Annotated in this window: 25 protein-coding genes and 1 tRNA gene; 20 read left to right on the top strand and 6 right to left on the bottom strand. The window is 49.8% G+C overall.

Annotation, left to right across the window (positions count from 1 at the left end; all coding sequences use genetic code 11):
* Positions 1-200 precede the first annotated feature (200 nt).
* The 4 genes from radC to ALIPUT_RS08860 are packed head-to-tail and all read right to left on the bottom strand — an operon-like array spanning position 201 to position 3,178.
* Positions 201-845 carry a RadC family protein gene (radC, locus tag ALIPUT_RS08875; protein ID WP_004329554.1) on the bottom strand — a complete coding sequence of 215 codons (645 nt, stop codon included), beginning with the start codon at positions 843-845 and terminating at the stop codon, positions 201-203.
* On the bottom strand, positions 842-1,636 hold the full coding sequence (gene rnc / locus ALIPUT_RS08870) for a ribonuclease III (protein WP_004329553.1): 795 nt from the start codon (positions 1,634-1,636) through the stop codon (positions 842-844). Before rnc ends, radC begins: the two co-directional genes overlap by 4 nt.
* A 15-nt stretch (positions 1,637-1,651) precedes the next feature.
* Positions 1,652-2,899 carry a beta-ketoacyl-ACP synthase II gene (fabF, locus tag ALIPUT_RS08865; RefSeq protein WP_004329552.1) on the bottom strand — a complete coding sequence of 416 codons (1,248 nt, stop codon included), beginning with the start codon at positions 2,897-2,899 and terminating at the stop codon, positions 1,652-1,654.
* A 42-nt stretch (positions 2,900-2,941) separates the two neighbouring features.
* A complete protein-coding gene (locus ALIPUT_RS08860) occupies positions 2,942-3,178 on the bottom strand; it encodes an acyl carrier protein (protein WP_004329551.1) in 237 nt (78 codons plus the stop codon).
* Between the two features lie 165 nt (positions 3,179-3,343).
* On the opposite strand from ALIPUT_RS08860, the gene pepE reads away from it, so the two are divergent.
* From pepE to ALIPUT_RS08840, 5 genes are all read left to right on the top strand, one after another.
* Positions 3,344-4,045 (top strand): dipeptidase PepE, encoded by a 702-nt coding sequence (pepE, locus tag ALIPUT_RS08855; RefSeq protein ID WP_004329550.1) that lies wholly within the window; start codon positions 3,344-3,346, stop codon positions 4,043-4,045.
* Between the two features lie 52 nt (positions 4,046-4,097).
* The gene (locus tag ALIPUT_RS13040; RefSeq protein WP_004329549.1) at positions 4,098-4,562 is read left to right on the top strand and encodes a hypothetical protein; all 465 of its coding nucleotides are present in this window, start codon (positions 4,098-4,100) and stop codon (positions 4,560-4,562) included.
* A complete protein-coding gene (locus tag ALIPUT_RS12140) occupies positions 4,544-5,116 on the top strand; it encodes a glycosyl transferase family 90 (protein WP_004329548.1) in 573 nt (190 codons plus the stop codon). Before ALIPUT_RS13040 ends, ALIPUT_RS12140 begins: the two co-directional genes overlap by 19 nt.
* Positions 5,113-5,478 carry a YraN family protein gene (locus ALIPUT_RS08845; protein WP_004329547.1) on the top strand — a complete coding sequence of 122 codons (366 nt, stop codon included), beginning with the start codon at positions 5,113-5,115 and terminating at the stop codon, positions 5,476-5,478. Before ALIPUT_RS12140 ends, ALIPUT_RS08845 begins: the two co-directional genes overlap by 4 nt.
* Positions 5,479-5,545: 67 nt before the next feature.
* Positions 5,546-6,781 carry a 3-deoxy-D-manno-octulosonic acid transferase gene (locus ALIPUT_RS08840; RefSeq protein ID WP_004329546.1) on the top strand — a complete coding sequence of 412 codons (1,236 nt, stop codon included), beginning with the start codon at positions 5,546-5,548 and terminating at the stop codon, positions 6,779-6,781.
* A gap of 176 nt (positions 6,782-6,957) precedes the next feature.
* On the opposite strand, the gene ALIPUT_RS08835 is transcribed toward ALIPUT_RS08840, so the two are convergent.
* Together ALIPUT_RS08835 and ALIPUT_RS08830 are read right to left on the bottom strand one after the other, a co-directional pair.
* On the bottom strand, positions 6,958-8,241 hold the full coding sequence (locus ALIPUT_RS08835) for an L-cysteine desulfidase family protein (RefSeq protein WP_004329545.1): 1,284 nt from the start codon (positions 8,239-8,241) through the stop codon (positions 6,958-6,960).
* A 499-nt stretch (positions 8,242-8,740) separates the two neighbouring features.
* Entirely contained in the window at positions 8,741-9,406 is a 666-nt protein-coding gene (locus ALIPUT_RS08830) for a SagB/ThcOx family dehydrogenase (RefSeq protein ID WP_040293743.1), read from the bottom strand.
* Between the two features lie 199 nt (positions 9,407-9,605).
* Here ALIPUT_RS08830 and ALIPUT_RS08825 point away from each other — a divergent pair.
* From ALIPUT_RS08825 to ALIPUT_RS08755, 15 genes are all read left to right on the top strand, one after another.
* Positions 9,606-9,678: transfer RNA gene (locus ALIPUT_RS08825), tRNA-Phe, on the top strand.
* 392 nt (positions 9,679-10,070) lie between these two features.
* Entirely contained in the window at positions 10,071-10,712 is a 642-nt protein-coding gene (locus tag ALIPUT_RS08820) for a hypothetical protein (protein ID WP_004329538.1), read from the top strand.
* 15 nt (positions 10,713-10,727) lie between these two features.
* Positions 10,728-11,291, top strand: coding sequence for a hypothetical protein (locus ALIPUT_RS08815; protein WP_004329537.1), 564 nt, complete (start codon positions 10,728-10,730; stop codon positions 11,289-11,291).
* Between the two features lie 15 nt (positions 11,292-11,306).
* Positions 11,307-12,413 (top strand): major capsid protein, encoded by a 1,107-nt coding sequence (locus ALIPUT_RS08810; RefSeq protein WP_004329536.1) that lies wholly within the window; start codon positions 11,307-11,309, stop codon positions 12,411-12,413.
* Between the two features lie 4 nt (positions 12,414-12,417).
* Positions 12,418-12,741 carry a DUF6706 family protein gene (locus tag ALIPUT_RS08805; protein ID WP_004329535.1) on the top strand — a complete coding sequence of 108 codons (324 nt, stop codon included), beginning with the start codon at positions 12,418-12,420 and terminating at the stop codon, positions 12,739-12,741.
* Positions 12,735-13,112: a hypothetical protein gene (locus ALIPUT_RS08800; RefSeq protein ID WP_004329534.1), complete on the top strand. Its 378-nt coding sequence runs from the start codon at positions 12,735-12,737 to the stop codon at positions 13,110-13,112. The genes ALIPUT_RS08805 and ALIPUT_RS08800 overlap by 7 nt, the downstream gene beginning before the upstream one ends.
* Positions 13,103-13,594, top strand: coding sequence for an HK97 gp10 family phage protein (locus ALIPUT_RS08795; RefSeq protein WP_004329533.1), 492 nt, complete (start codon positions 13,103-13,105; stop codon positions 13,592-13,594). Before ALIPUT_RS08800 ends, ALIPUT_RS08795 begins: the two co-directional genes overlap by 10 nt.
* A complete protein-coding gene (locus ALIPUT_RS08790) occupies positions 13,591-13,995 on the top strand; it encodes a hypothetical protein (RefSeq protein WP_004329532.1) in 405 nt (134 codons plus the stop codon). The genes ALIPUT_RS08795 and ALIPUT_RS08790 overlap by 4 nt, the downstream gene beginning before the upstream one ends.
* 2 nt (positions 13,996-13,997) lie before the next feature.
* Positions 13,998-14,516, top strand: coding sequence for a hypothetical protein (locus tag ALIPUT_RS08785; protein WP_004329531.1), 519 nt, complete (start codon positions 13,998-14,000; stop codon positions 14,514-14,516).
* A gap of 79 nt (positions 14,517-14,595) precedes the next feature.
* Complete coding sequence (locus tag ALIPUT_RS08780) at positions 14,596-15,111, top strand: hypothetical protein (RefSeq protein WP_004329530.1); 516 nt, start codon at positions 14,596-14,598, stop codon at positions 15,109-15,111.
* A 241-nt stretch (positions 15,112-15,352) separates the two neighbouring features.
* Positions 15,353-15,769: a hypothetical protein gene (locus tag ALIPUT_RS08775; RefSeq protein WP_004329529.1), complete on the top strand. Its 417-nt coding sequence runs from the start codon at positions 15,353-15,355 to the stop codon at positions 15,767-15,769.
* Positions 15,766-19,782, top strand: coding sequence for a tape measure protein (locus ALIPUT_RS08770; protein WP_004329528.1), 4,017 nt, complete (start codon positions 15,766-15,768; stop codon positions 19,780-19,782). The genes ALIPUT_RS08775 and ALIPUT_RS08770 overlap by 4 nt, the downstream gene beginning before the upstream one ends.
* Positions 19,783-19,785: 3 nt before the next feature.
* Positions 19,786-20,208, top strand: a complete 423-nt coding sequence (locus ALIPUT_RS08765) for a hypothetical protein (RefSeq protein WP_040293740.1) — start codon at positions 19,786-19,788, stop codon at positions 20,206-20,208.
* Positions 20,209-20,576: 368 nt separating this feature from the next.
* Positions 20,577-21,371, top strand: coding sequence for a DUF3825 domain-containing protein (locus tag ALIPUT_RS08760; protein WP_004327672.1), 795 nt, complete (start codon positions 20,577-20,579; stop codon positions 21,369-21,371).
* A 225-nt stretch (positions 21,372-21,596) separates the two neighbouring features.
* Positions 21,597-23,298, top strand: a 1,702-nt coding sequence (locus tag ALIPUT_RS08755) for a hypothetical protein (RefSeq protein ID WP_147554445.1), incomplete at its 3' end; no start/stop codon positions are given.

Below are 23,298 nucleotides of genomic sequence, written 5' to 3'. Positions count from 1 at the left end.
CAACGATTAAAGAGTCGCACGCCCCGTTACGATGGTCCCGTCTCTTCCTGCCCACAACCTGCGCAACGATGGACCGCAGCGGCAGAACAAAAAGCTGTCTAACACGTCCGATTTTAATGTTTTCGCCCCTGCCGGATAAACTCCGACAGGGGCAACTTTCAATTTCGGGGATTTGGCAGACAGCTTCGTCACAGCCGGAACTATTGCAGCAAACCGCTCTGTCGGAAGCTGTACTCACCGCCCCGCGCGATAATCAGGTGATCGAGCAGCCGAATATCGAACAGCGCAGCCGCCTCGGCAATTTTCTTCGTGAGAATCTTATCCTGCTCGCTGGGCAAGGCAGCACCGGAAGGATGGTTGTGAACCAGGATAATCTGCGTGGCCAGCAGTTCGAGGGCCCGTTTGATGACCAACCGGTGATCCACCACCGTCGCCTGCACCCCGCCCTGGCTTACCCGCTGCCGCTCGACGATCCGGTTGCCCGTATTGAGGTACAGGCACCAGCACTCCTCGTGCTTCATCTCCGTCAGCAGGGGTCTGAATATTCGGACCACATCGTTGCTCGAACCGATCGGATCGGGGCCCAACTCCCTGGCAGCAAGCACCCTCCGGCCCAATTCGACAGCCGCCTGAATCCGGGCAGCGCGTTTGAGGCCGATCCCGGCAGCCATACGCAACCGTGCGATGTCGGCATATCCCAATGCAGCGAGCCGCCCTTCGAAACTGGACAGCAGCGCCCCGGCAAGCCGCTCCGAATCACCGTCATCCAGCAACAGTTCTAACAACTCCTGATCGGTCAGCGTTTCAACGCCCCGGGAAAGCAGTTTTACAGATGCCTCGCTCATGACACCCCGGTTCCTTTCGGCCGGTAGAGCCGGTCGATTTTATCCAGAATATCCCCGCACGCTTCGTCACTCATAGCACACGACACGGAGTGGGCCGCACATTGTTCGGCCTCCTTCTTCGACTCGCCCTGCCCATGTCCCACACGGATACCGTCGATCACGACCGTAGCGTCGAATATCGGATGATTCGACGAATAATTCCGGCCGTGCACCGTTTCGAAAGCAATGGTATGATGCGTCTTCTGACACCATTCGATTAACCGACTTTTGAAATCCGTCTCCTCGTCCGTCAGGTTGTCGAGATTCAGGTAACGGTAATATATATTGTTGATAAGCAATCGATTGGCGAACTCATATCCCTGATCGAGGTAGATCGCCCCGATCATCGCTTCGAAAGCATCCCCGTAGATATGTTTCTGGTTGGTGCTTCCGGTCGGGTTGGCGATCACGTACCGGTCCAACCCGATCGTCCGGGCGATCGTATTGAGCGACTGGCGCGAAACGATCTTCGAGCGCAACTGCGTAAGAAATCCCTCCTGCCGGTCGGGAAATTCGATATAAAGATAGTCCGATGTCACGGCTTCGATCACGGCATCGCCCAAAAACTCGAGCCGTTCATTGTTGATCTGCCGTCCGTCGGCTAAAACTAAAGAAGCTGACTTGTGAATCAAAGCCAGCTTGTAAAGTTCGATGTTGTGCGGAACGAATCCGAACAGCTCATCGATAATTCTGTAATACTCCTTATCCTGCCCGTAATTTCTTCTTACGGCACGGCGTACGAAATTCCACACGGCACGGACGAGGTGTTAAATCTTACGGAAAATAACCGTCGAGTTATGACCGCCGAAACCGAACGTATTGCTCATCGCACACTTCACATCGCGCTTCTGCGCCTTGTTGAGCGTCAGATTGAGTCGGGGGTCGATTTCGGGATCGAGGTTTTCGTTGTTGATCGTCGGGGGAATCACACCGTTGTTGATCGCAAAGATGCAGGCCAGCGCCTCGACAGCACCGGCAGCACCCAACAGGTGCCCCGTCATGGATTTGGTCGATGAAATATTGACATCGTAGATGTGATCGCCCAACACGCCGTGCAGAGCTTTGAGCTCGGGCAGATCGCCCGCAGGTGTCGAAGTGCCGTGTACGTTCACATAGTCGATATCTTCGGGTTTGATACCCGCATCCTTGATCGCGTCGCGCATGGATTTCATGGCGCCTTTGCCTTCGGGATGGGGAGCGGTAAAATGATATGCGTCCGCAGAACGGCCGCCGCCGACCATCTCGCAGTAAATCTTCGCACCGCGTGCCTTGGCGTGCTCGTACTCTTCGAGAATCAGCGCACCGGCGCCTTCGCCGATGACGAAACCGTCACGATCCTTATCGAACGGACGCGAAGCGTGCACCGGATCGTCGTTGCGCGTCGAGAGAGCCTGCATGGAGTTGAAACCGCCCACGCTGGGTTCATTGACGGCAGCCTCCGAACCGCCGGCGACCATCACGTCGGCCACACCGAAACGGATGGCGTTGAACGAATCGATCAGACCGTGATTCGACGAAGCGCACGCCGAAACCGTACAGTAGTTGGGGCCCATGAAACCATATTTGATGGAGATGTAGCCCGCCGCGATGTCGGCGATCATGCGCGGAATAAAGAATGGGCTAAACCGAGGAGTTCCATCTCCTGCGGCGTAGCCCAAACACTCATCGAAGAACGTCTTAAGTCCTCCGATACCGGAACTCCAGATCACGCCGATCTGCTCCAGGTCCTCCTTCTCGAGATCGAGTCCCGAATCCTCGACAGCCTGCGTGGCCGCGATGAGGGCATACTGAGTGAAGAGGTCGTATTTACGCACCTCCTTACGGTCGAAATGCTGCGTCCAGTCGTAATTTTTTACTTCACAAGCGAACTTCGTCTTAAATTTCTCGGCATCAAAATGAGTAATCGGCGCGGCGCCGCTAACTCCTTTTTCGAGATTGGAAAAAAACTCTGCAATATTATTGCCGAGCGGGTTGATGGTACCGATACCCGTCACGACTACTCGTCTTTCTGTCATAAATTTAAGGCTTTAAGGTTTGCCGGTTGGAAAAATCGTAAATTATTTCTTGTGTGCCTCGATATAGGAGATAGCGTCGCCAACGGTAGCGATCTTCTCTGCATCCTCGTCAGGGATCTGGATATCGAAAGCCTTCTCAAATTCCATGATCAGCTCAACGGTGTCGAGTGAATCGGCTCCCAGGTGGTTGGTGAAGCTCGCTTCCGGAGTAACCTCAGACTCTTTAACACCCAATTTGTCAACGATGATCTCGACAACTTTTGACTGTACTTCTGACATAATTTTAATTTTTTAGTTAAACAATCATTTATTAAAAATTGAAATTCTTTCTATCAAACAATCGCACAAAAATAACACTTTTTTTATTACTTTTGACATTACAACCAAAGAAATTGCCGTTCTTCGGTCGCGTATTCAATATAACACAATATAAATCAATACTTTATGAAACTACTGTTAATTTCCAACTCCACGAACGCCGGAGAACCCTATCTGAAATACCCGATGCCCCGCATCGACGAGTTCCTCGGAAGTGTCCGCGAAGTGGTTTTCGTCCCTTATGCAGGCATCACCTTTTCCTACGCCGAATACGAAGCGAAAGTGCAGGCCCGTTTTGCGGAATACGGCATCAAGGTACGTTCCGTACACCGTTCGAAAGATCCCCGGCGTATGATCCGCGAGGCGCAGGCCATCTGCGTAGGCGGCGGCAACACCTTCGCCCTGACCAAGAAAATGCAGGAGCAGGGGCTGTTGAAAGCCATCCTCGGCAAGATCAAGGCCGGCACGCCCTACATCGGCTGGTCGGCCGGCAGCAACGTCTGCTGCCCGACGATCTGCACCACCAACGACATGCCCATCGTCGAACCGGAATCGTTCAAGGCTATCGGGGCCGTGAAGTTCCAGATCAACCCCCACTACCTGGACGCCAACCCCGAAGGTCACGCCGGAGAGACCCGCGAGCAGCGTATTCTGGAGTACATCACGGCCAATCCGCGCCGCTACGTCGTCGGCCTGCGCGAAGGCTGCATGCTTCATTATGAAAACGGAAAACTGGAACTGATCGGCAGCCGTCCGATGCGTATTTTCAAGAAGGGCATCGCCCCCTACGAGGTGAAAGCCGGGGACGACCTGTCATTCCTATTATAATTATGGTATGCCCCGTATTTTCCGCAATCCCTGACAAACCGTATTCGCAAGTATGGAATTAATGACCGCTCTCAACCGACTGCACGGCGGCAAGAACATCAAGCTGCCCTACTTCATCGCCCAGCTATCCCGTTATGCCGTACCGAAGGTGCTCCTCCGCAGCCGGTTGGAAGAGATTCTGCGCGACGGAGAGAAACGTTATGACATGGACTATGTGCTCGACCGCGTCAATTACTACAACCGTTTGACCGGCGCAGAGCGCCTCTCTCCGACCGAAGCGACACCCCTGAAAGAACACAAGTTCAGGGGCCGGCACAGCGCCTATATTTTCGACTCCTACCAAACCACCCGTTTTTTCGACGATTCCCTGCGTTGGCAGACCTATTTCGGCGACGGAGTTTTCGACCTGCTTCATCCGACGATCATCAAGGCTCGAAAAATCGACCGGGGGGGGGAGAAGCCGCTTCCGGCAAAGGAGATAACTCCGTATTGCTCAACTTGGACCGCTGCCGCTTAGATATCCGGCTGCACGACAAAATTCCGTTTACGGAGAAAGCCGACCGGGTGATTTTCCGGGGATCGGTTAAGAGTAGCGAGCAGCGTCGGCGCTTCATCGAAACATTCCGGGACAATCCCCGCATCGACACGGCGGATACCCGCAGCGGACACAGCGCCCAGGAAACAGGTACAGCAAAACAAATCACGCTCTACGCCCACCTCGATTCGAAGTTCATCATGACGTTCGAAGGCAACGACATCGCCAGCAACATCCGGTGGGTCATGTCCACCAATTCGATCGCCGTGATGCCCCGGCCTCGCAACGAATCCTGGTTCATGGAAGGACGCCTGCGCCCCGGCTACCACTACATCGAAGTGAGGGACGACTACTCCGACCTGGAGGAGAAGATCGATTACTACATCGCGCACCCCGAACAGGCCCAACAGATCATCGACCATGCGAACGACTTCGCACGACAATTCTACGACAGTCGCCGGGAACGGTTCATTTCGCTGCTGGTCATGAAAAAATATTTCGAAAAAACAGGACAGCTTTCTCCGACGAACCGATGACCACGACACAGCATACCGGGCGGCTGGGCGAAGAGACCGCCGCCCGGTGGCTCCTCGACCACGGATTCACCCTGCTCCACCGCAACTGGCGGCAAGGACATTACGAGCTGGACATCGTCGCTGCCAGAAAAGGCACCCTCCACTTCATCGAGGTCAAGACACGCCGGCGGGACGGCCTCACCCCGCCGGAACAGGCACTCGACTCGCACAAGCGCCGGGCACTCGTCCGGGCCGCAAATGCTTATCTGACAGAAAATCCGTTCGCAGGAGAGGTGCAATTCGACCTGATCGCAGTCGAAACCGCCCCCGCAGGCACACCGGAGGTGCGCTATATCGAAGACGCCATCGAACTCCACTGGTAATTTGGCAGTTCTGACAATTTATCTTATCTTTGCATCCGCGATATAAAGACGCACAAAACGAAAGCGGATGTGGATCTATAATTTGGGGCTGGTACTCTACGTTTGGGCCATTGCATTGGCCTCACCCTGGCACCGAAAGGCGAAACTCTGGATCGACGGCCGGAAAGGACTCTTCCGCCGCATGAAAGAGAGCATCGACCCCTCGGCTCGCATTATCTGGATACATGCCGCCTCCCTGGGCGAATTCGAACAGGGCCGTCCCCTGATCGAAAAAATCCGCAAGGAACATCCCGAATACAAAATCCTGCTCACGTTTTTCTCCCCTTCGGGCTACGAAATCCGCAAAAATTACGATCAGGCCGACTACATCTTCTACCTGCCGATCGACACACCGCGCAAAGCCCGCCGTTTTCTGGACATCGCCCACCCCGAAATCGCCATCTTCGTCAAATACGAATTCTGGATCAACCTGCTCACCGAGCTGCGCCGCCGCTCGATCCGCAGCTACATCGTATCGGCCATCTTCCGCCGCAACTCGATCTTCTTCCGCCCCTACGGAGGCTATTGGCGCATGGCACTCGAAAGTTTCGACACGATCTTCGTTCAGAACAACGATTCCAAAAAATTACTGGCAGAACTGGGCTTCGACAACGTCGTAGTCGCCGGAGACACCCGCTTCGACCGGGTTGCCGAAATTGCGGCTGCGGCGAAAAAAATCGACCTCATCGAACGGTTCAAAGGCGGCACCCGTCTGTTGATCGCCGGCTCGACCTGGGGACCGGACGAAGACCTTCTGATCCGCCTGATAAACGATAACCCCTCGGTCAAATTCATCGTGGCACCTCACGAAATGGACGAAAGCCGCATCAACCGCCTGCTCGCTGAAACCCTCGGAGGAGCTGTCCGCTATACGCAATGCACCGCCGAAACATCGTTCGATGGCAAACAACTGCTCGTTCTCGATACGGTAGGTATTCTCTCCTCGGCCTACGGCTATGCCGAATGGGGTTATATCGGCGGCGGATTCGGCGTAGGCATCCACAACACGCTCGAAGCCGCCACGTTCGGTCTGCCGATCGCTTTCGGCCCCAACTACGAAAAATTCAAGGAAGCCCGCGACCTGGTAACGCTCGGAGCGGCAACGCCCATCCACTCATACGAAGAATTGAAAACCTGGTTCACCCCCTTGCGCGACGACGAGCATCTGCTTCAACAATGCAGCCGCATCGCCAAAGACTACACGACGGCCCACCAAGGGGCGACGAACATCGTCCTGCATACCGTTTTCGGAAAGCCGGAATAGGTTCTTCGTTCAGACCGGTCGTTCCGCACCCCTTTCCCGACAATACCGGTTTCGGGATTCGCCCTGTTCCGCACATATTCCGATCGAACGGATAAACGCTCCGCACCGTCTTTACTTTCTGTACAAAAAAAGCGCACCGGCCGCAAGGCAGGCACGCTTGTTATTTTTCGAGGGGGCTATTTCGAAGTCATGATCTTCAGGATCAGATGATCCGTTTCGTTCATGCCGTCCCGTCCGATCAGCGTCAGGTTGCGGATCGACTTATCGACATCGTCGTCGATAATGCCCTCGACCGACGAAACCGAATGGTTCTCCATAGCCAGCATCGCCGAAAGCACAGCCGTCGAAACTCCCGTCATCAACTTGAGCGAACAGCTCGGCTTCGCACCGTCGCACATCATACCCGTCAGGTTGGCGATCATATTCTTCACGGCAAAGGAAACGGCCTCGTACCCGCCGCCCATCAGGTAGGTGATGCCGCAACTCGAACCGGTCGCCGCCACGACACAACCGCACAAGGCCGAAAGACGTCCCAGGCTCTGCTTGATATAGATAGCGGTCAGATGGCTCAAAACGAGCGCACGCACCAGATGTTCCTCGTCCGCCTTGATCTCCTCGGCATAAACGACCACAGGCAACGTAGTCGCGATGCCCTGGTTGCCGCTGCCCGAATTACTCATCACCGGAACCATGGCTCCCGCCATGCGGGCGTCGCAGGCCGCGCAAGTATAGGAGAGAATGCGGGAGAGGGCACAATCCCCGATAATCCGCAATTCGGGAGCATGGCGCAAAGTATTTCCCACGCAATGCCCGTAGTTGTTCTTGAACGAATCCTCTGCCGCAGCCTTATTCAATCGCTTGGCTTCCAGAATGAAGCGGATTTCATCCAGCGGTGTGGTCATGGCGAAGTCAAACACTTTGCGCAGGTTGAGTTCGACGCCCTGCGCCTCCTGTTCGCTGCCGGAGGTACGACGACTCTCCTGAAGCGTTTCGCCGTCCCGTGAAATGAAGACGAAATTCGTATGCCCGCCGGCGATGATCGCCACAGCGGAGTGTCCGCCGCCCGAAACTTCGATCTCGATATAGAGTTTCTCGGTAATGCCCTCTTTCAGGGAGATGTCGATCCGCCCCTGCTCGATAAAGCGCTTACCCCGTTCGACGGCCTTCGCATCCGAATCCTTCAGCACTTCGAGCTGATACTCCGACCGTCCGACCAAAGCGCCCAAAGCGATCGCGATCGGCAATCCGATCATGCCCGTTCCGGGAATTCCCACTCCCATCGCATTTTTCAGTATGTTGGCACTCAACCGGGCCGAAACCTTTTCCGGTTCCGTCCCCAGTATCTCGCGGGCCTTGGCCACGCACAACGCAACGGCAATGGGTTCCGTGCAGCCGATCGCCGGAACGACCTCTCGTTTTATCAGAGCAATTATCTGCTCCCGTTCGGGTTTTGAAAGCATAAAATCGTCGTTATTTACAATACAAAGACAGCGCACATCGAACGTAATGCCGAATTTTTCGAACTACGCCGAACAGCTGGCCGCCCATACGAAAATTTTCCACGGCAAAGATACGAATAAGCCGAGTGCAAAAGCAAATTTTATTTGCATTTTGCCGAGGCGAAGTATCTAAGACGAAGTCAAAGATTACGAATAAGCCGAATGCAAAAGCAAATTTTTATTGCATTTTGCCGAGGCGAAGTATCTAAGACAAAGTCAAAGATTACGAATAAGCCGAATGCAAAAGCAAATTTTTATTGCGTTTTGCCGAGGCGGAGTATCCAAAACGAAGTCAAAGATAGTGAAATTCCCCTTTCATTTGTCAGGAAAAAGCGACGATAGCACGGTTCGTCCGAAAAATCCACCCGGTACCGGACCTGCAGTCTGCCCGCTCCTGACAAAACGCAGCGAGGAGCCACCCGTTTCCGGGAACTCCTCGTCGATACTCTTTCCGAAAATACTACCGGCCAACCGTCTGGGCGAGAATCACACCGTATTGTGCGGGATCGAGCCCCAGCAACTCCAACAGCGCCTCTTCCTTGAAGCTGCCCCGTGTAATGGCCTTCAGACCGTTTCCGGCGGCATAAAGGTTCACGTTCTCCGTATATCCGCCCGCATCGGCCGCGCACCAGAAACGGATGCGGTCCACCGGCTGATTCCGGTCCGCATAAACGCTGTAATCGGCCACATACACCAAATTGAGCGGCGCAGTGTAAGCGAAATCCTGCATCGCGGTAAGCTCCCGACGATCTCCTTCGATGACCCGATTCAATACATTCGCTTTCGAATCGTAACGATACACACCTTCAGGCAGGAAAGCATAGACCCGAATGGGATAGAGCGCCATAGCCGAAGGCGCGGTAAGATGCCCATCCTCCCGGTTTACCCCGGCAGCAGCCCACAGTACACCCGAAAGTTCCTCCAGAGAGAGCATCTCCGGAGAAAAGTCGCGCGACGAGCTGCGCGCCGCAAGCGCTTCGTTGATAGTCAGTCCCATCTTGGGATCCGGCGTCTTCAATTCGATCCGCTCGCCCATTTCGACGGGCGTACGGACACTCTGCTTCACTCCGGTACCGCAGGCTGTCAATGCAACCAGCGCACACATCATCAAACTGCTTGTTTTCATAATCTTTACAGTTTTTACAAAAATAACCAAAATCCTGAATTTCCGGTATCCTGGCCGAAAAAATTTTCCGATATTCCGGCCTGCCGTTCCTGAAATGAAAGTCTGAGATGGAAAATATTCGGTCGTTTTTTTGGTTTTCAGGAAATAATATCTATCTTTGCACCACGATTCGAAACCCACACGAGTTTCAGTCGATGATGGTGCCATAGCTCAGTTGGTAGAGCAAAGGACTGAAAATCCTTGTGTCCCTGGTTCGATTCCCGGTGGCACCACACAGAAAACCAGTCACTTACAGCCCTGTAGGTGACTGGTTTGTTTTTAGTCGGGCACACAATTTAGACACAAACCCAATCTAATTTCCCATTGCGGGATACCTCTCCTTCTTGCACTATTTTTCGCACTTTTTGGAATGAATCATTTCAATAAAGCTATTTTCCGACAGTGAGAATTGCTCTCCTCTTTTTTTAACGAATTTTTCCTTAAAATAATTTGCATAATGTGCCGAACATACTGACTTTTGTCGCAGAGGCTGTGAAGTCGCAGCCCACCAGTTGCAGAACGATATAACCTTCATGTAATTGTTAGTGGGTCTGTTGGCGTCGGCTGACAGACCTTTTTTGTGCGAATATGATGATTTATTCGAAACCATATAGAACGAAAAAACATGAAAGAGAAAATTCTCGTAGCGCTGAAAACCAAGTATTCTAATTTGGGGTTCGGAGCGAAGGCTCTCGACGGAGTAGCCTCCATTTTGGAAAAATCCGTCACCGATGAATCGCAAATTGAAACCGCAGTCAGCGGGGTCGAACCTTTCCTTAAAGTTTTCCAGTCTGACGCTGATCGTGCACGCACCGAGTACAACGCACTGAAAGGACTGTATGACGAACTCAAGGCAAAGAGTGAGGCATCTCCTGCAAATGGGGGCGGGCAGGGCAAAAAAAACGAACCCGACGATGAGGAACCTGCGTGGTTCAAAGCCTACAAGAAGCAACAGGAGGAGCGTTACAACGCCATCAAAGCGGAGAGCGATACTCTGAAAGCTGAAAAGGCCAAGAACGACCGGGCCAATCTCATCTCCGCAAAGGCAAAAGAACTCGGTATTCCGGAGTGGCGCATGAAAGAGGGATTCGTCATCGCCGACGATGCAGATGAAAAAACGATCGGCGACTACCTCGCAAACGTGCAGAAAAATCTGGTTACCGCAGGGCTGGAAGGGAAAGGTTCGGGATTCCCGATGTCCACGCCCGAAGCGCAGGGCAAAGAACTCGCAAAGGCGTGGGCTGAAACACTTCCGGACAAAGAGTAACCAAAACGTAAAATCATGGCAATCGTATTTGAAAAAACAAAAGTAAAGGGCGGTTTCCCCATATTCTGGCGCGGTGAGTTCGCCGTATTGCCGGGGGACTTCAAACTGAAGGGAACCTATCCCGAAGGGACAAAGATTCCCAAAGGTACGCCGATCAAGCTCGACTTCGACAACATGGAATGTTCCATATGCAAGAGTGCACGTGTTCTGTCGGGCGGCACAACCACTGCTCCACATGTCAAGAAGGGTTCCATGCTCCAAGTAGGAGATGCGGTTAAGGTCGGCGAGTCAAATTCGACCGTAAAAAGCATTGATACCAAAAATGCAGATTACGATGTGATCACGTTCGCAGCGGCCGTAACGGGTGCGACTGAAGGCGTAGATGTCCTCTCGGACGACAATCTGCCTGATGCAGTTGTCGAAACCGACATGGTCTATTCCGCCAATAACGGATTCCAGACCGTATCGGCCGGATATGCAGGTATCATCCTCAAGGATGTAGCCTATCCCGTCCCTGCTGCATGGCTTCAGGGTTACAGCCTGAAGAACAACCCCGAAATCAAGTATGTACGACAGTAAAAGAGGAGGTAAACAATGAACGAAGTATTTTATTCATCCATTTTCGGCGAACTGACTAAACAGGTGCAGATTCGCATCGATGCCGCCTCTGAACTGCGTAAGCGGCTATTCGACCAAAATATTTACGAGCGATTCCTCGACTGGGACACCCCCACCGTCGGACTGAACTTCGAGGAGTTGATCGGCTCGTACAATTTGAGCGTCGCCGCTGCAACGCTCGACTCCAAAGGTAAGGAGCCTATCATGGGAACCGAGGGACTGGAAACGATCAAGCAGAAGGTATTAACCCACCAGATGTCTTATTCGATGCCTATCGAAGAGTATCGTAAGGTGTTGCAGATTCTCGATTCGCGGATGCTGTCCGATTCGGCCAAGACACAGCAGCTCATCAATCTGATGTGGAACAATGTTACGAAGGTCGTGAACTCCGTGCAATCGAAACTGGACATCATCTTCCTCGGAGCATTGTCGAACAAAGGCGTATTCACGTTTGACGCGTCCAATAACCCAGAGGGTGGTGTGCGCGGTACGATCGACTACAAAATGCCGAGCGAGAACATTGCCACCGCGAAAACGTTATGGACGGATGGCAATAAAGATACGGTCGATACGCTGGAGGATATTCAAGCCATCCTCGATGCTGCACAGGACAAAGTTACGTTCGACCGCATTCTGCTCTCGCAGAAACGCCTGTCGTATATCCTCCGCAACAAGAAGATGAAGTTGGCGGTATTCGGTAGTGACAAGTCGTCCACACCGCTGTTGCTGGCGAACCTGAACGAGTTTATGCGTTCGAACGGATTCCCGACATTCGAAGTCATCCGCCGCATGACCCGTATTCAGGATAACGGTAAACTTACGGAGTATTCGCCGTGGAACGACAAGAACCTCGTGTTCGTACCTGCGGGCAAACTGGGCGTCATCAAGAACGCCTATGCCGACAACGAGCTGCGGCAAGAGCCGGGTGTCACCTACTCTAACTACGGACGCATCCGCATTTCACAGTGGGGCAAGGGCGAAACCGACAACTCTAACGGCGTAGAGTTCACGAAAGCACAGTCGCTGTCACTTCCGGTTATCACCGAAATCAACGGCATCTATTCGCTGACCGTAGAATCGTAGTTGTATGAAGAATTTCGAGGCAATATCGGCAAGTCTGTATCCTTACGATGTGGATCCTTTCCTCAAAGAAAAGGCCTGCATTGACGAGGGAATAGACACTCAAGCAGACTATACGGTAACCGATAAAATTAGCGTGGCAAAAGCCACAATCGCCATTCTGCGAAATCTCATTGTTCTTGCGAGTGAGAGCAACGGGGGCTATTCATTGTCGTACACGGACAAACTGGAAAAGCGCATTTTCCATATCGCAAAGGAAAACGGGCTGGACGATATTGCCGAAGAGTTCGATACTCGATCGAAAATTACCGACATTTCCGACCAATGGTAAGATTCCCCTATACGCTCGAAATGTGGTACGAGGAGGACGCCTCGCAAAATCCTGATGGTTCGTGGATCGAAGGTGCGCATGAATGGCGTGTCATCGGACGATGCAATGCCCGTCAGAATGGACGAGCACAGCAAATCAAAGGGCAAAACGGGGATGCCTTCCTCTACTCTTTCGAGGTTACGATGCCTGCAGATACACAGCCAATTCCTATCGGGACGAAAGTACGCATATTCGACAGCCGAGGATTCAACATCTTCGACCGTTCGCTCCGCACTGAGGCCAAACCGAAAGACAAGGACACGGCGTCGTATCCGGTACAGGGATTCTACAAAAGCGGACAACGTTACGAAAACACGAGATTATGGCTGTAAAGTGTACCAACTGGCGTGAGGTGGAACTTGAATTTGCGCGAGCAAAAGAAGAGTACGACCGAAAAGCTGTAGAATGGTTGTCGGCGTTGGGGGAAAGAGTGGTGAAGTACGCCCGCGAACACGGTAGTTATACCGATCACACGGGTAACCTACGCAACTCCATCGGGTATGTTGTGGTACAATACGGAAGAATCATTGCTGAATCTTTCAAGTATAACCGCCGTGTCAGACCGGACGGCAATCCTAAAGGGAACAAAGGTGCCGATGAAGCTCATGCCAAAGGGCTTGAACATGCCCGGTCTGTCGCCCGTGAACTTCCCGCTAACAAAACATATCTCGTATGGGTAGCCGGTATGGAATACGCGAAATATGTCGAGGCTAAAGGTTTCGACGTTCTCGAAGGGTCGGGAAACTGGGTGGAATCTACTGCTGAAAAACTCAAAGCGGAGTTCGCTCGATTCTTAAAATCGAAAAAGCGATGAACCTGACCTCTACGGAAATATTCAAACTCGTCTGGGATCGCATCCGGGATTCGCTGTTAGGGAAGACCGTGCCGATGATGTATGCGGACCACTACCCGAATAATCCTTCGGGAGAATTTATCGTCGTAGGCTCATTGTCAAATGTCGTCGGAGATTCGCAGGTGGCAACCGTAAATGTAAACATTTATGTACCGGACACAACACCGACAATCGGTCGTGAAGAGCAACGCTACCCCGATCGCAACCGTCTGAACGAACTAACTCGTCTCGCTTTCGATTCACTAGGATACTACCCTATCAACGAACGCTGGTTCTTTGATGTGAGCGATGAAACTCTTATTAGTGAGGAGGGGATCTCCTACACATTTTCAAACCTCAAAGTAAAACTTAAAAAATATTAAACATGGGACAAATAATCGGACTGAAAGCCGTTCATGCAGGTAATCCTCTCCCGAAAGGAGTAAAAGACGCTGAGGCTGCCGACTTAATGAAGGCTTTCACCAAAATCAGTCAGCCTTATAATGGTGGTGTTTCCACCAATTTCGCGATACCTTCCAGTAATGATTTTTATCGGGAAGGAGAAGCAGACCCATTTTACTCTGCAATCGACGAAACGACAGGCACAAAAGAAGTTACTTGGAATGTCGTAGATTTTGACGACGACACGATGGAATTTTACTTCGGAACTACAGAACCTGCAAAAGGCGAGATTTACGAAGGAGTAAAAGCATTCGTATTCGATTCCAAAAGTGGAGGCTCCATCGCTTTTGCAAGGTTAAAATATGTAGCGACATTGGGTGGTGGAATCAATAAAACCGACCCGCTCCAAATTCAAGTATCTGCGAAAGTTTTAGCTCCGGAACAAGGTGGTTATTCCTGGTGGCCGATTACAACTCCGGAATATACCAAGAGCGTTTTGTAAATTCTCTATCCCGCTGGAAAGCTGACGACTTGCATCACGTCTCGAGGACGGGGCGGGAGCAAAAACAATAGTTTATAATATGAAAAAAGAAGAAGTCGGCCGCCTTACAGAACAACGTGCACTTGACACACTGACTGAAAAAATTGAATCGTTCGAGATTGAAGGCAATGACAAAGAACAAATAACCCTTTACCTATACCCCCTCCAACTCGGACGACTCGCGATGATAAGTCGCCGACTAATAGACCTTGATCTGATTTTCGACGACGAACAGATGGAGGGTGCTGTTAAACGTATGTGGACCATATGCTCCGAAAAATCAAAAGAGGTGGCCGAAATAATCGCTATCGCCACACTTCGGACGCAACAAGAAATCGAAGATATGCTAAAAGAGCGGACAAAACTTATATACTGGTCCCCTACAATGGATACAACAGCTCTTACAAACATTTTGTCCACCATCGTATTTCAATCCTACTACGCGGATTTTATGAACGCTATTCGCTTGGTAAGAACGCTGCGGGTAATGATTTCCCCAACGACAACAGCGGAGCGGATAGCCACTACGGAGGGCGCAGTATCTGGGGACAAATAGATAATCTTATAAACCGCTATCATTGGACTCTTGAATATATTCTTTGGGGGATTTCATGGGCTAACGTACAGCTTATGATTTCCGACGCTCTAAAAACGGATTGTAAAAGTAAATCAACAACTAATATTCCCAACAATGAACAATCAAAAGTTCCCGATATAATTGACATGAACGATCCTAATGCAATGAACACACTTCTTCTGATGGCAGGAGGCAAACGATAACAAACGAAATAATTTATATGCTTGACAACATCCTAAAATCCGCGTCCGCACTCGGCGCCTGCGAACGACTGGACAAAGTGAAAAATTTTCACTCCCTGACCTCTCTGTTTTTTACGCCACAAGGACTTGAATTTTGCCATAAAAACAATTTCCCTCCGCTGGGAATATTTCAAGCTCACAAAAACGAAGTGAGTGATTGCAACATGTATGTGGATTGCGGATGCATAAGGCTCGACAAGCGAAAATACATTTGCTTAGTCGGCAATACGTCGGCTGAAATAGAAGCCTCGGGAGTAGATTTCGTCCACACTGTCATTCTTATGCATGGAGCCTCGGCCACAATCAACGCTTCGAATTATGCCGTAATAAAAGTCGTGAACATCAGCGGATCAAAGGTAGAAATCAATAAAGATAAAACCGTCATCGTATTATGAGTATAAACCTTACCGTAGTCATAGATAACGATGAAGCAATTCGCAAGTTCCGTGAACTTCAGAAAACGGCCAAAACCGTAACGTCCAGTGTCGTGACGGACGCCGACCGTATGGATATTGCAATGCGTCGCCTGGCTACCACCCTCGGACAAATCGGCGTCGGAGTGTCGCTTGCGGGGCTGGTGAAACAAATCGCGCAAACTCGTGGCGAGTTTCAACAGCTCGAAGTGGCCTTCGCAACTCTGCTCCAAAGTAAAGAAAAGGCTGATGCATTGATGTCACAAATGGTCGAACTGGCCGCCAAAACGCCGTTTGACCTGCAAGGCGTGGCCAGCGGCGCCCGCCAGCTTCTCGCATATGGATTCGCAGCAGAGGATATTACCAACACACTGACTCGGCTCGGTAATGTTGCGGCCGGTCTGGGACTGAACCTGCAAGACCTCACGTGGTTGTACGGCACGACGGCCGTACAGGGGCGTTTATACACGCGTGACGTAATGCAGTTCCAAAGCCGAGGCATCGACCTCGCGGGAGAGTTGGCAACGCAACTCGGCAAGACCCGCGCGGAAATCTCACAGATGGTCACGGAAGGCAAAATAGGCTTTCCAGAGGTGCAGAAGGCTATTGAAAGCATGACGAACGAGGGCGGGAAGTTCCACAACCTCATGCAGGAGCAATCCAAAACCATTACGGGCCTCATCTCCAATCTCGGCGATGCTCTCGACATGATGTTCAACGACCTCGGCAAGTCGCAAGAAGGCATCATTGCAGGTGCACTCAAAGGCACGATTTCACTCGTCGAGAACTATAATCAGGTGCTGGACATTGTCGCCCAGCTTGTCGTCGCCTATGGTACATATAAGGCGGCTCTGGTTGTCCTGACGGCAACGGAAAGGGTACACAGGACGGTAACGCTCGCCCACGCTTTCGGTCTCTCCACCCTCCAAACCGTAATGGGAACGCTGACCAAGAAGACGCAGGCACTGAATGCGGCTTTGATGAAGAATCCCTATGTGTTGATCGCTGCGGCCGCCTCCGCGTTTGCCGTCACACTCTACAAGATTATCACGGCGAAATCCGCAGAGGAGATAGCCTACGAAAAGGTAAACGCCGCCATCGACGCCTACAATCAGAAGCTCGATGAACAGAAGAATAAGGCCGAGCAGCTGCATGCGACCATGCAGGACGAGGTCAGCACGGCCTACACCAAGCGCAAAGCCTACGAGGAGCTGATACGTCTCTACCCCGAACTGTTGCAGCGGTACAGCGAGGAGGAAATCAAGCTCCTGTCGCTTATCGATCTTACAAAGGAGCTCAACGACATCAACGACACACGCAAGGAGAACAATCTGCAAGAGCAGTATGATGCCGCCCTCGAAAAGGTCAAAAGGTTAGATCAAGCGATAGCAGATGCTATGAAATTCGGTGATAGGACAGCAATGGCCGGACTTAGTCTTTCTTATAAAAATGCAGAGGCTGAGTTGGACGAGTACCGCAAACAGCTCTATGAACTAAAAGAAACACAAAAAGCCGCCGAGTGGGACGCTGCCCCTGCGGAGGTCAAGATTGCCACATTGCAGGGCAATATCGACGAGCTGAAAGCCCAAAACGCAGAAATCGACCGTTTAATTGAGAATGCACGCAATAAGCAAAAAGAAGCCCCGTATTTGCTTCCTCTGTATGGTGAGAGCGAAGATTATTATCAGTCGCTTAAACAGTCGAATCTATCTCAAATCGCAACCAAACAAAATGAAATATCATCCCTACGGTCAGACAGAAAAGAAACCAATCGCAACAAATCCTATTGGGAAGGACAGAAGAAGGAGGCGGAAGCAGCTCTCGAAGCGATGGACGTTTCATTGAAAGGGACAGCGAAATGGAATGAGCTGATCGCCAAAATCGCCGAATACGATTCGAAAATTAAACAATACAGCGTTTCGGGCAAAACGGTGACGGATGCCGCCAAAGCCCAGAAAAAGCTATCCGATCTTATTCTCGCCAATGATAAAGCCCTTCAGCAATCGCGCATCGATATTTTGAAAGATGGCAAGCAGAAAGAGCTGGCCGAAATAGACTTGCGCACAAAAGAGGAAATGAACAAACTCGAGCAGGATAAATCGAAACTTAAAGCCGCGCAGGGTGGAATCATAACTGCAGATCAAACAAAAGATTTTCAGGAAAGGCAATCGAATATTCAGCAAAAAAATGCCGATGACCGAGCTGCCATAGAACTGAAATACGCCCAAGAGCTTGACAAGATATACAAGCAGATCACCGATGACACGCTCTCGGAAGAAGATCGCCGCATCAAAGGCATAAAAGACAAATACGAGGAGTTCCGCAAGTGGGTAGAAGATGCTCTGAAGGCTGGAAATATCACCAAAGAGCAAGCGACCGATTTGGGTATCAAGATCGACCAAGCGGAAATTGCGGCCAGCCTAAATACCATTGTCGAGAAATACGGTACGATGGAGGATAAGATTGCCAAGATACGCGAGAAACACGCCAAAGACAGGGAAACAGCAACAAAGAACGGCCGCTCCGACCTTATTCCTCAAATCGACAAACATGAAACAGAGGAAATCGGACAAATCAAGGTGGACGAACTGATGAAAACCGATGACTGGATTAATCTGTTCCAAAACCTCGACGCCTTGTCGAGCCGTGAGATATTGCGTATTATTGACAACATAAACAGACTGCTCCAAGATGCCGACCTCGACCCTATCAATCTGAAAACAGTAACCGATCAACTTGACCAAGCAGCAGATATAGCCACTCGGAAGAATCCATTCGCAAGTATTTCGGCAAACTTCAAGGCTTATAAAAAGGCACTTGCAGATGGGGATGATCTTCGAGCTGTAAAGCTACGTGAAGATGCCTGGCAAGCAGTAGCGGAGGCAATTGACATCGTTGCTGCATCGATAAGCGGTGTGTCTTCTATTGCGTCAGCATTGGGAGCAGATGAAGACACGACGGCCTCCATTAACAACATTGCAGGTGCTGTAGGCGGAGCAGCACAAGCTGTGAGTGGATTCGCATCTGGAAATATTGTTCAAGGCATTCAAGGAACTGTGTCGGCTATCACCAGCCTGATAAACCTTTTCAGCGGAGATCGACGAAAAGAACGTAACATTCAGCGCTTACAAGATCAAATTGATGCTCTCGAAAAATCATATGATGAACTCGGGGAGGCCGTTGAAGAGGCATACTCTACAGATGCTTCTGAACTTATCGAACAACAAAATGAATTACTCGAACAGCAAAAAATATTGATACAAAATCAAATAGCAGAAGAGCGTAGTAAAAAAGACACGGATGAAGAACGAATCAAAGAATGGGAAAATCAAATTGATGAGATAAATAAACAAATAGAAGAAAATAAGGAAAAGGCCTTAGATGCAATTTTTGGCGAAGATCTAAAATCTGCAATTGATAATTTCGCAACAGCTTACGCCGATGCATGGGCAAACGGGGAAGATCGGGCAAGAACCGCACGAGATGTGGTTCGGAATATGATGCGTCAAATGGTAATAGAAAGTATTAAATCTGCCATACAATCTTCCGAAGCCATGAAGAAAATTCGCGAGAAATTGCAAGAGTTCTGGTTAGATGGGGTATTTTCAGCCGAGGAACAAGAGGAGGCCTATAAAATGGCTGATGACTTACAAAAATATTTAGATGATAAATATGGATGGGCAGGTTCTCTGCTATCCGACAATCAGGCATCTACCCAGAATGCTACTTCACGCGGTTTTCAGGCAATGTCCCAAGACACAAGCGACGAACTCAACGGTCGCTTTACTGACATGCAAGGTAAAATGAACATCCTTGTCAATGGTATGGAGCTGCTTCGATCGATCAATATGGATACGCGTAATGTGACTTTCGACATCCGAGATATTATGATTCAATTGAATGGTAATGTCGCAGATATTCGAACATACACCCGCATATTGCCTGCAATGGGCGAAACTCTTGTTGCAATAAATCGAAAACTTGATAACCTATAAAACATGCCAACAACAGAAGTAACTATAAATAACAAACCGTTATCTACAATGGGAGTTGCCATGCTTTCAGGAGCATATGCAGCCCTCCTTACACCTCCATCTCTCAAAGAATTTGTCGAAAATGACGATCCAACACAAAACGGAATAGATATTATTGTTCCGGATTCACCGGTTGTAAATGAACGTGACGTAACATTGACATTTTTGATCAAAGGAACATCACAAGAGGCATTTTTATCTAACTATGCTGCTTTTGTTGCAGAATTACACAAAGGAACCGTAACACTATATGTCCCGGATTTAGGCAATACGTATAATCTTTTATATAGCAACAGCACTCAATTTGAAAATTATCGATTGAATGCCTGTAAATTAGCAGTGAAATTCCGAGAACCCAACCCCGCAGATCGGGCGGCACGCGAATAGGAAAGGCCGGGAATCTATCCCAGCCTTTTACTCGCTTCTGCTATTCATCGTAAAATGATGCGTTAGCCCCTCCCCATCCTTATCAAATCAATTGCAGTTCTTCTCCAATCTTACGAATTTCGCTCTTTATCATTTCCATACGTTAGGACAATAAACGTGTATTCGGCTACGTTTTCATAGTGCAACTAAAAAGTTGGCAAAAAATTTGCACCTCGAAAAAACGTGTATTATATTTGCATCATATAATGAAATATAGACGTACGGGTCTATCCGTAACCACGAATATCGAACATAAAGGATACAATAAGACCGTCATAATATTACATGGCGGTCTTTTTATTTATTGACAATATAAAAAACTTACGTTTATGAAAAAATTTCATTCGGCTCTTTTTGACTTTTGTTGGTTCCCTAATTATGACGCATCTATTGAATATCTTGCGAATAATATAGCAGATCCGGAACCATGGGATTTCTCAGATGCTACGCAAGCCAAATATTCCATTTTGAAAAGTTATATCGAACATACTTTCCGCAAAATTAAATCTGAAAATAAAATATCCTTTTCTTCTGATAACAATTTTGCATGTTTCAATACTGGACTTGTAACTGCAAATTTGGAAAGCATATTTGCTCTTGCTGAACGCAACAATAGGCCAGATGTAGCCGAGAAAGGTTTATCGCCTTATGTTTTCAAGGCATTTGTCAGGGAAAGCGATATTCAGCTAATTAGCAAATTCGGCGATAATATTCCGGACATTGCTGATTTTTTCCAGAAACCCGAGGATTTGATTTTCAATCCTCAATGCAGGGTAGTCCCTCAAATCGACCATATCATTGCGGACAACATGGACAGATTTCCTGCACACATGCAAGGGCTGAGTTCAGACGAAATGCGCAGAAGACTCGTTGGCGCGATTAATGAAGCCCAAAAAAAAGCAAGGTCAAATTACAAAATAGCTGTCCCCCAGTATTACGAAGGGAAAATACAACTTCTGTTGCCCTTATGCCTTACCCCTGGATCACCCAATCCGGATTTAGCTTTAGCCACGCATAAAATAGGGAATAATACCTATACAGCGCGCACATGCTTAACATTGAAGATGGCATATAACAACGCTCGTCTAATCGTTAAGCCGCAAAGTTCATGGCTTAAACCTTAAAATACGGATGGAAGCAACCCCCTCTTGCCCCGGTCAAAAGACCGGGGCGTTTTTCTGTATTTTTTCTTAAAATTACTTGCATAATGTGCCGAAACCCCACACTTTTGTATCGACCCTGTGATGGCACAGGATACATATATCGACGAAATGACAATATACAACCCTTCCGGTAAAGCGATATACGATGCGCCCGTAACAACGAGTGCCATTATCAAATACGCACTTATGGGGGATTATTACATCGAACTCCCCTTTAGTTTGCTTACCCCGCTGGATTTCCCCCTCGGATCATACATCACCTACAAAGGCCGCAAATTCGAAATCATGTCGGAGGTTTATCCGGATTTCGACAACAAAACCGGCGGCTACAAATACACGCTTCAGTTCCAGGCGCAGCAAAACCACATGAAAAATTTCATCTGCTTCTGGCTGGGAGGCGATAATCCTGAAGCTGTATTCCACAACACGACAGACTTGGCATCCTTCGGGGCGCTCATCGTCGCCAACATGAACAAGGCACTGGGAGGAAACAACTGGCAGATGGGAAGTGTAAATGTCGAACATCCGGAAACCAACAAGCTCGTATCGTTCAATGGCGATACCTGTTGGGATGCCTTATCATCCATTGCCGAGACTTTCGATGTCGAATGGTGGACCGAGGAGAACGGCAGTATCGTAACCCTGCATTTCGGAAAACTGAACTTCGGAACGCCGGAAACATTCAAACGCGGAGAAGTCGTCAAAAGCATCCCGGCCAAGAAAGGGGACGATTCCGAATACGGGACCCGTTTCTATGTATTCGGCTCCACGCGCAACCTGACGAAAGAATACGGACAATCCGAACAGGGCGGCGTAACGAACCACGTTTCCGAAGTCCGGTTACGGCTTCCGGATGGGCAGCAATACATAGACGCACGTCCCGGACTTACAAAAAACGAAATCAAGGAAGTCGTAGTGTTTTTCGACGACATCTACCCGAAGAACACGGAAACCGTCACTTCGGTAGAAACTATCGATCGGACAATCATTGAAGGGCAGACCGACAAGGCATACGTCATGGTATGCAACGACACGCCATTTCTACCTTCAGACGTAATCGAAGGAGAAACGCTGGGGGCACATTTTACGAGCGGCGATTTGATCGGCTGGGATTTCGAACTCGCCCTTATCGACGACAATGGCGACAATATCGACCCCGCGACCTGGAAACCCGAAGACGGATTCAACAAGAAATTTGAAATCATCGCCCAAGTCGAAACGTCCGGCGAAAGTCAGCAGATTATACCGAATGAAAACATGCGTCCTCGTGGAAAAGATGATGACCGAGGGCCTGACACTTTCGTACTCACAGGCGTCAAACTCCCCCAGCAACGCATAGACGAAGCAGAACAAGAACTTCTTGAGGTCGGCACTTCCTATGCTGCCAAACATAGCAGCGACACGACAGTCTATGACTGTGAAACGAATCCCGTGTATTGTACACACAACGAAAAAAACTACGAAGCAGGACAGGCTGTACGATTAATGGGTCCTCAATTCGGTATAGACGGTCGTCTTTCCCGGATTCAAGGTTATGAAAAAAAACTATACAACGAGTACATCGCAACCTATACGATAGGCGACAATACTCCTTATTCCCGCCTGGGCAGTATTGAATCGGACGTGAAAGCATCGCTCTATTCCCAACGTATAGGCATTGCGGAGAATGGAGCGGCTATATATCTAATCACCCGATACGATAATACTTTCCCGACCGATACAAATGCTTATTCTGCACGAAGGGCAATATGGGAGTTTGCCAACAAGCAGGCACCCGATACGTTCAAAGGTAGAATGACTTTCAACGCAGGGGCACAATTTGGACCATCATATGCCTCCGGTATTACCGGAGTGGGCGGGTTTATAAGTGAAAAAGGCGCCGGCGAGT

The organism is Alistipes putredinis DSM 17216 (assembly GCF_000154465.1).
Lineage (GTDB): Bacteria > Bacteroidota > Bacteroidia > Bacteroidales > Rikenellaceae > Alistipes > Alistipes putredinis.
The sequence above is the reverse complement of the archived record's forward strand: the minus strand, read 5'-3'. Positions and strand labels throughout refer to the sequence as shown.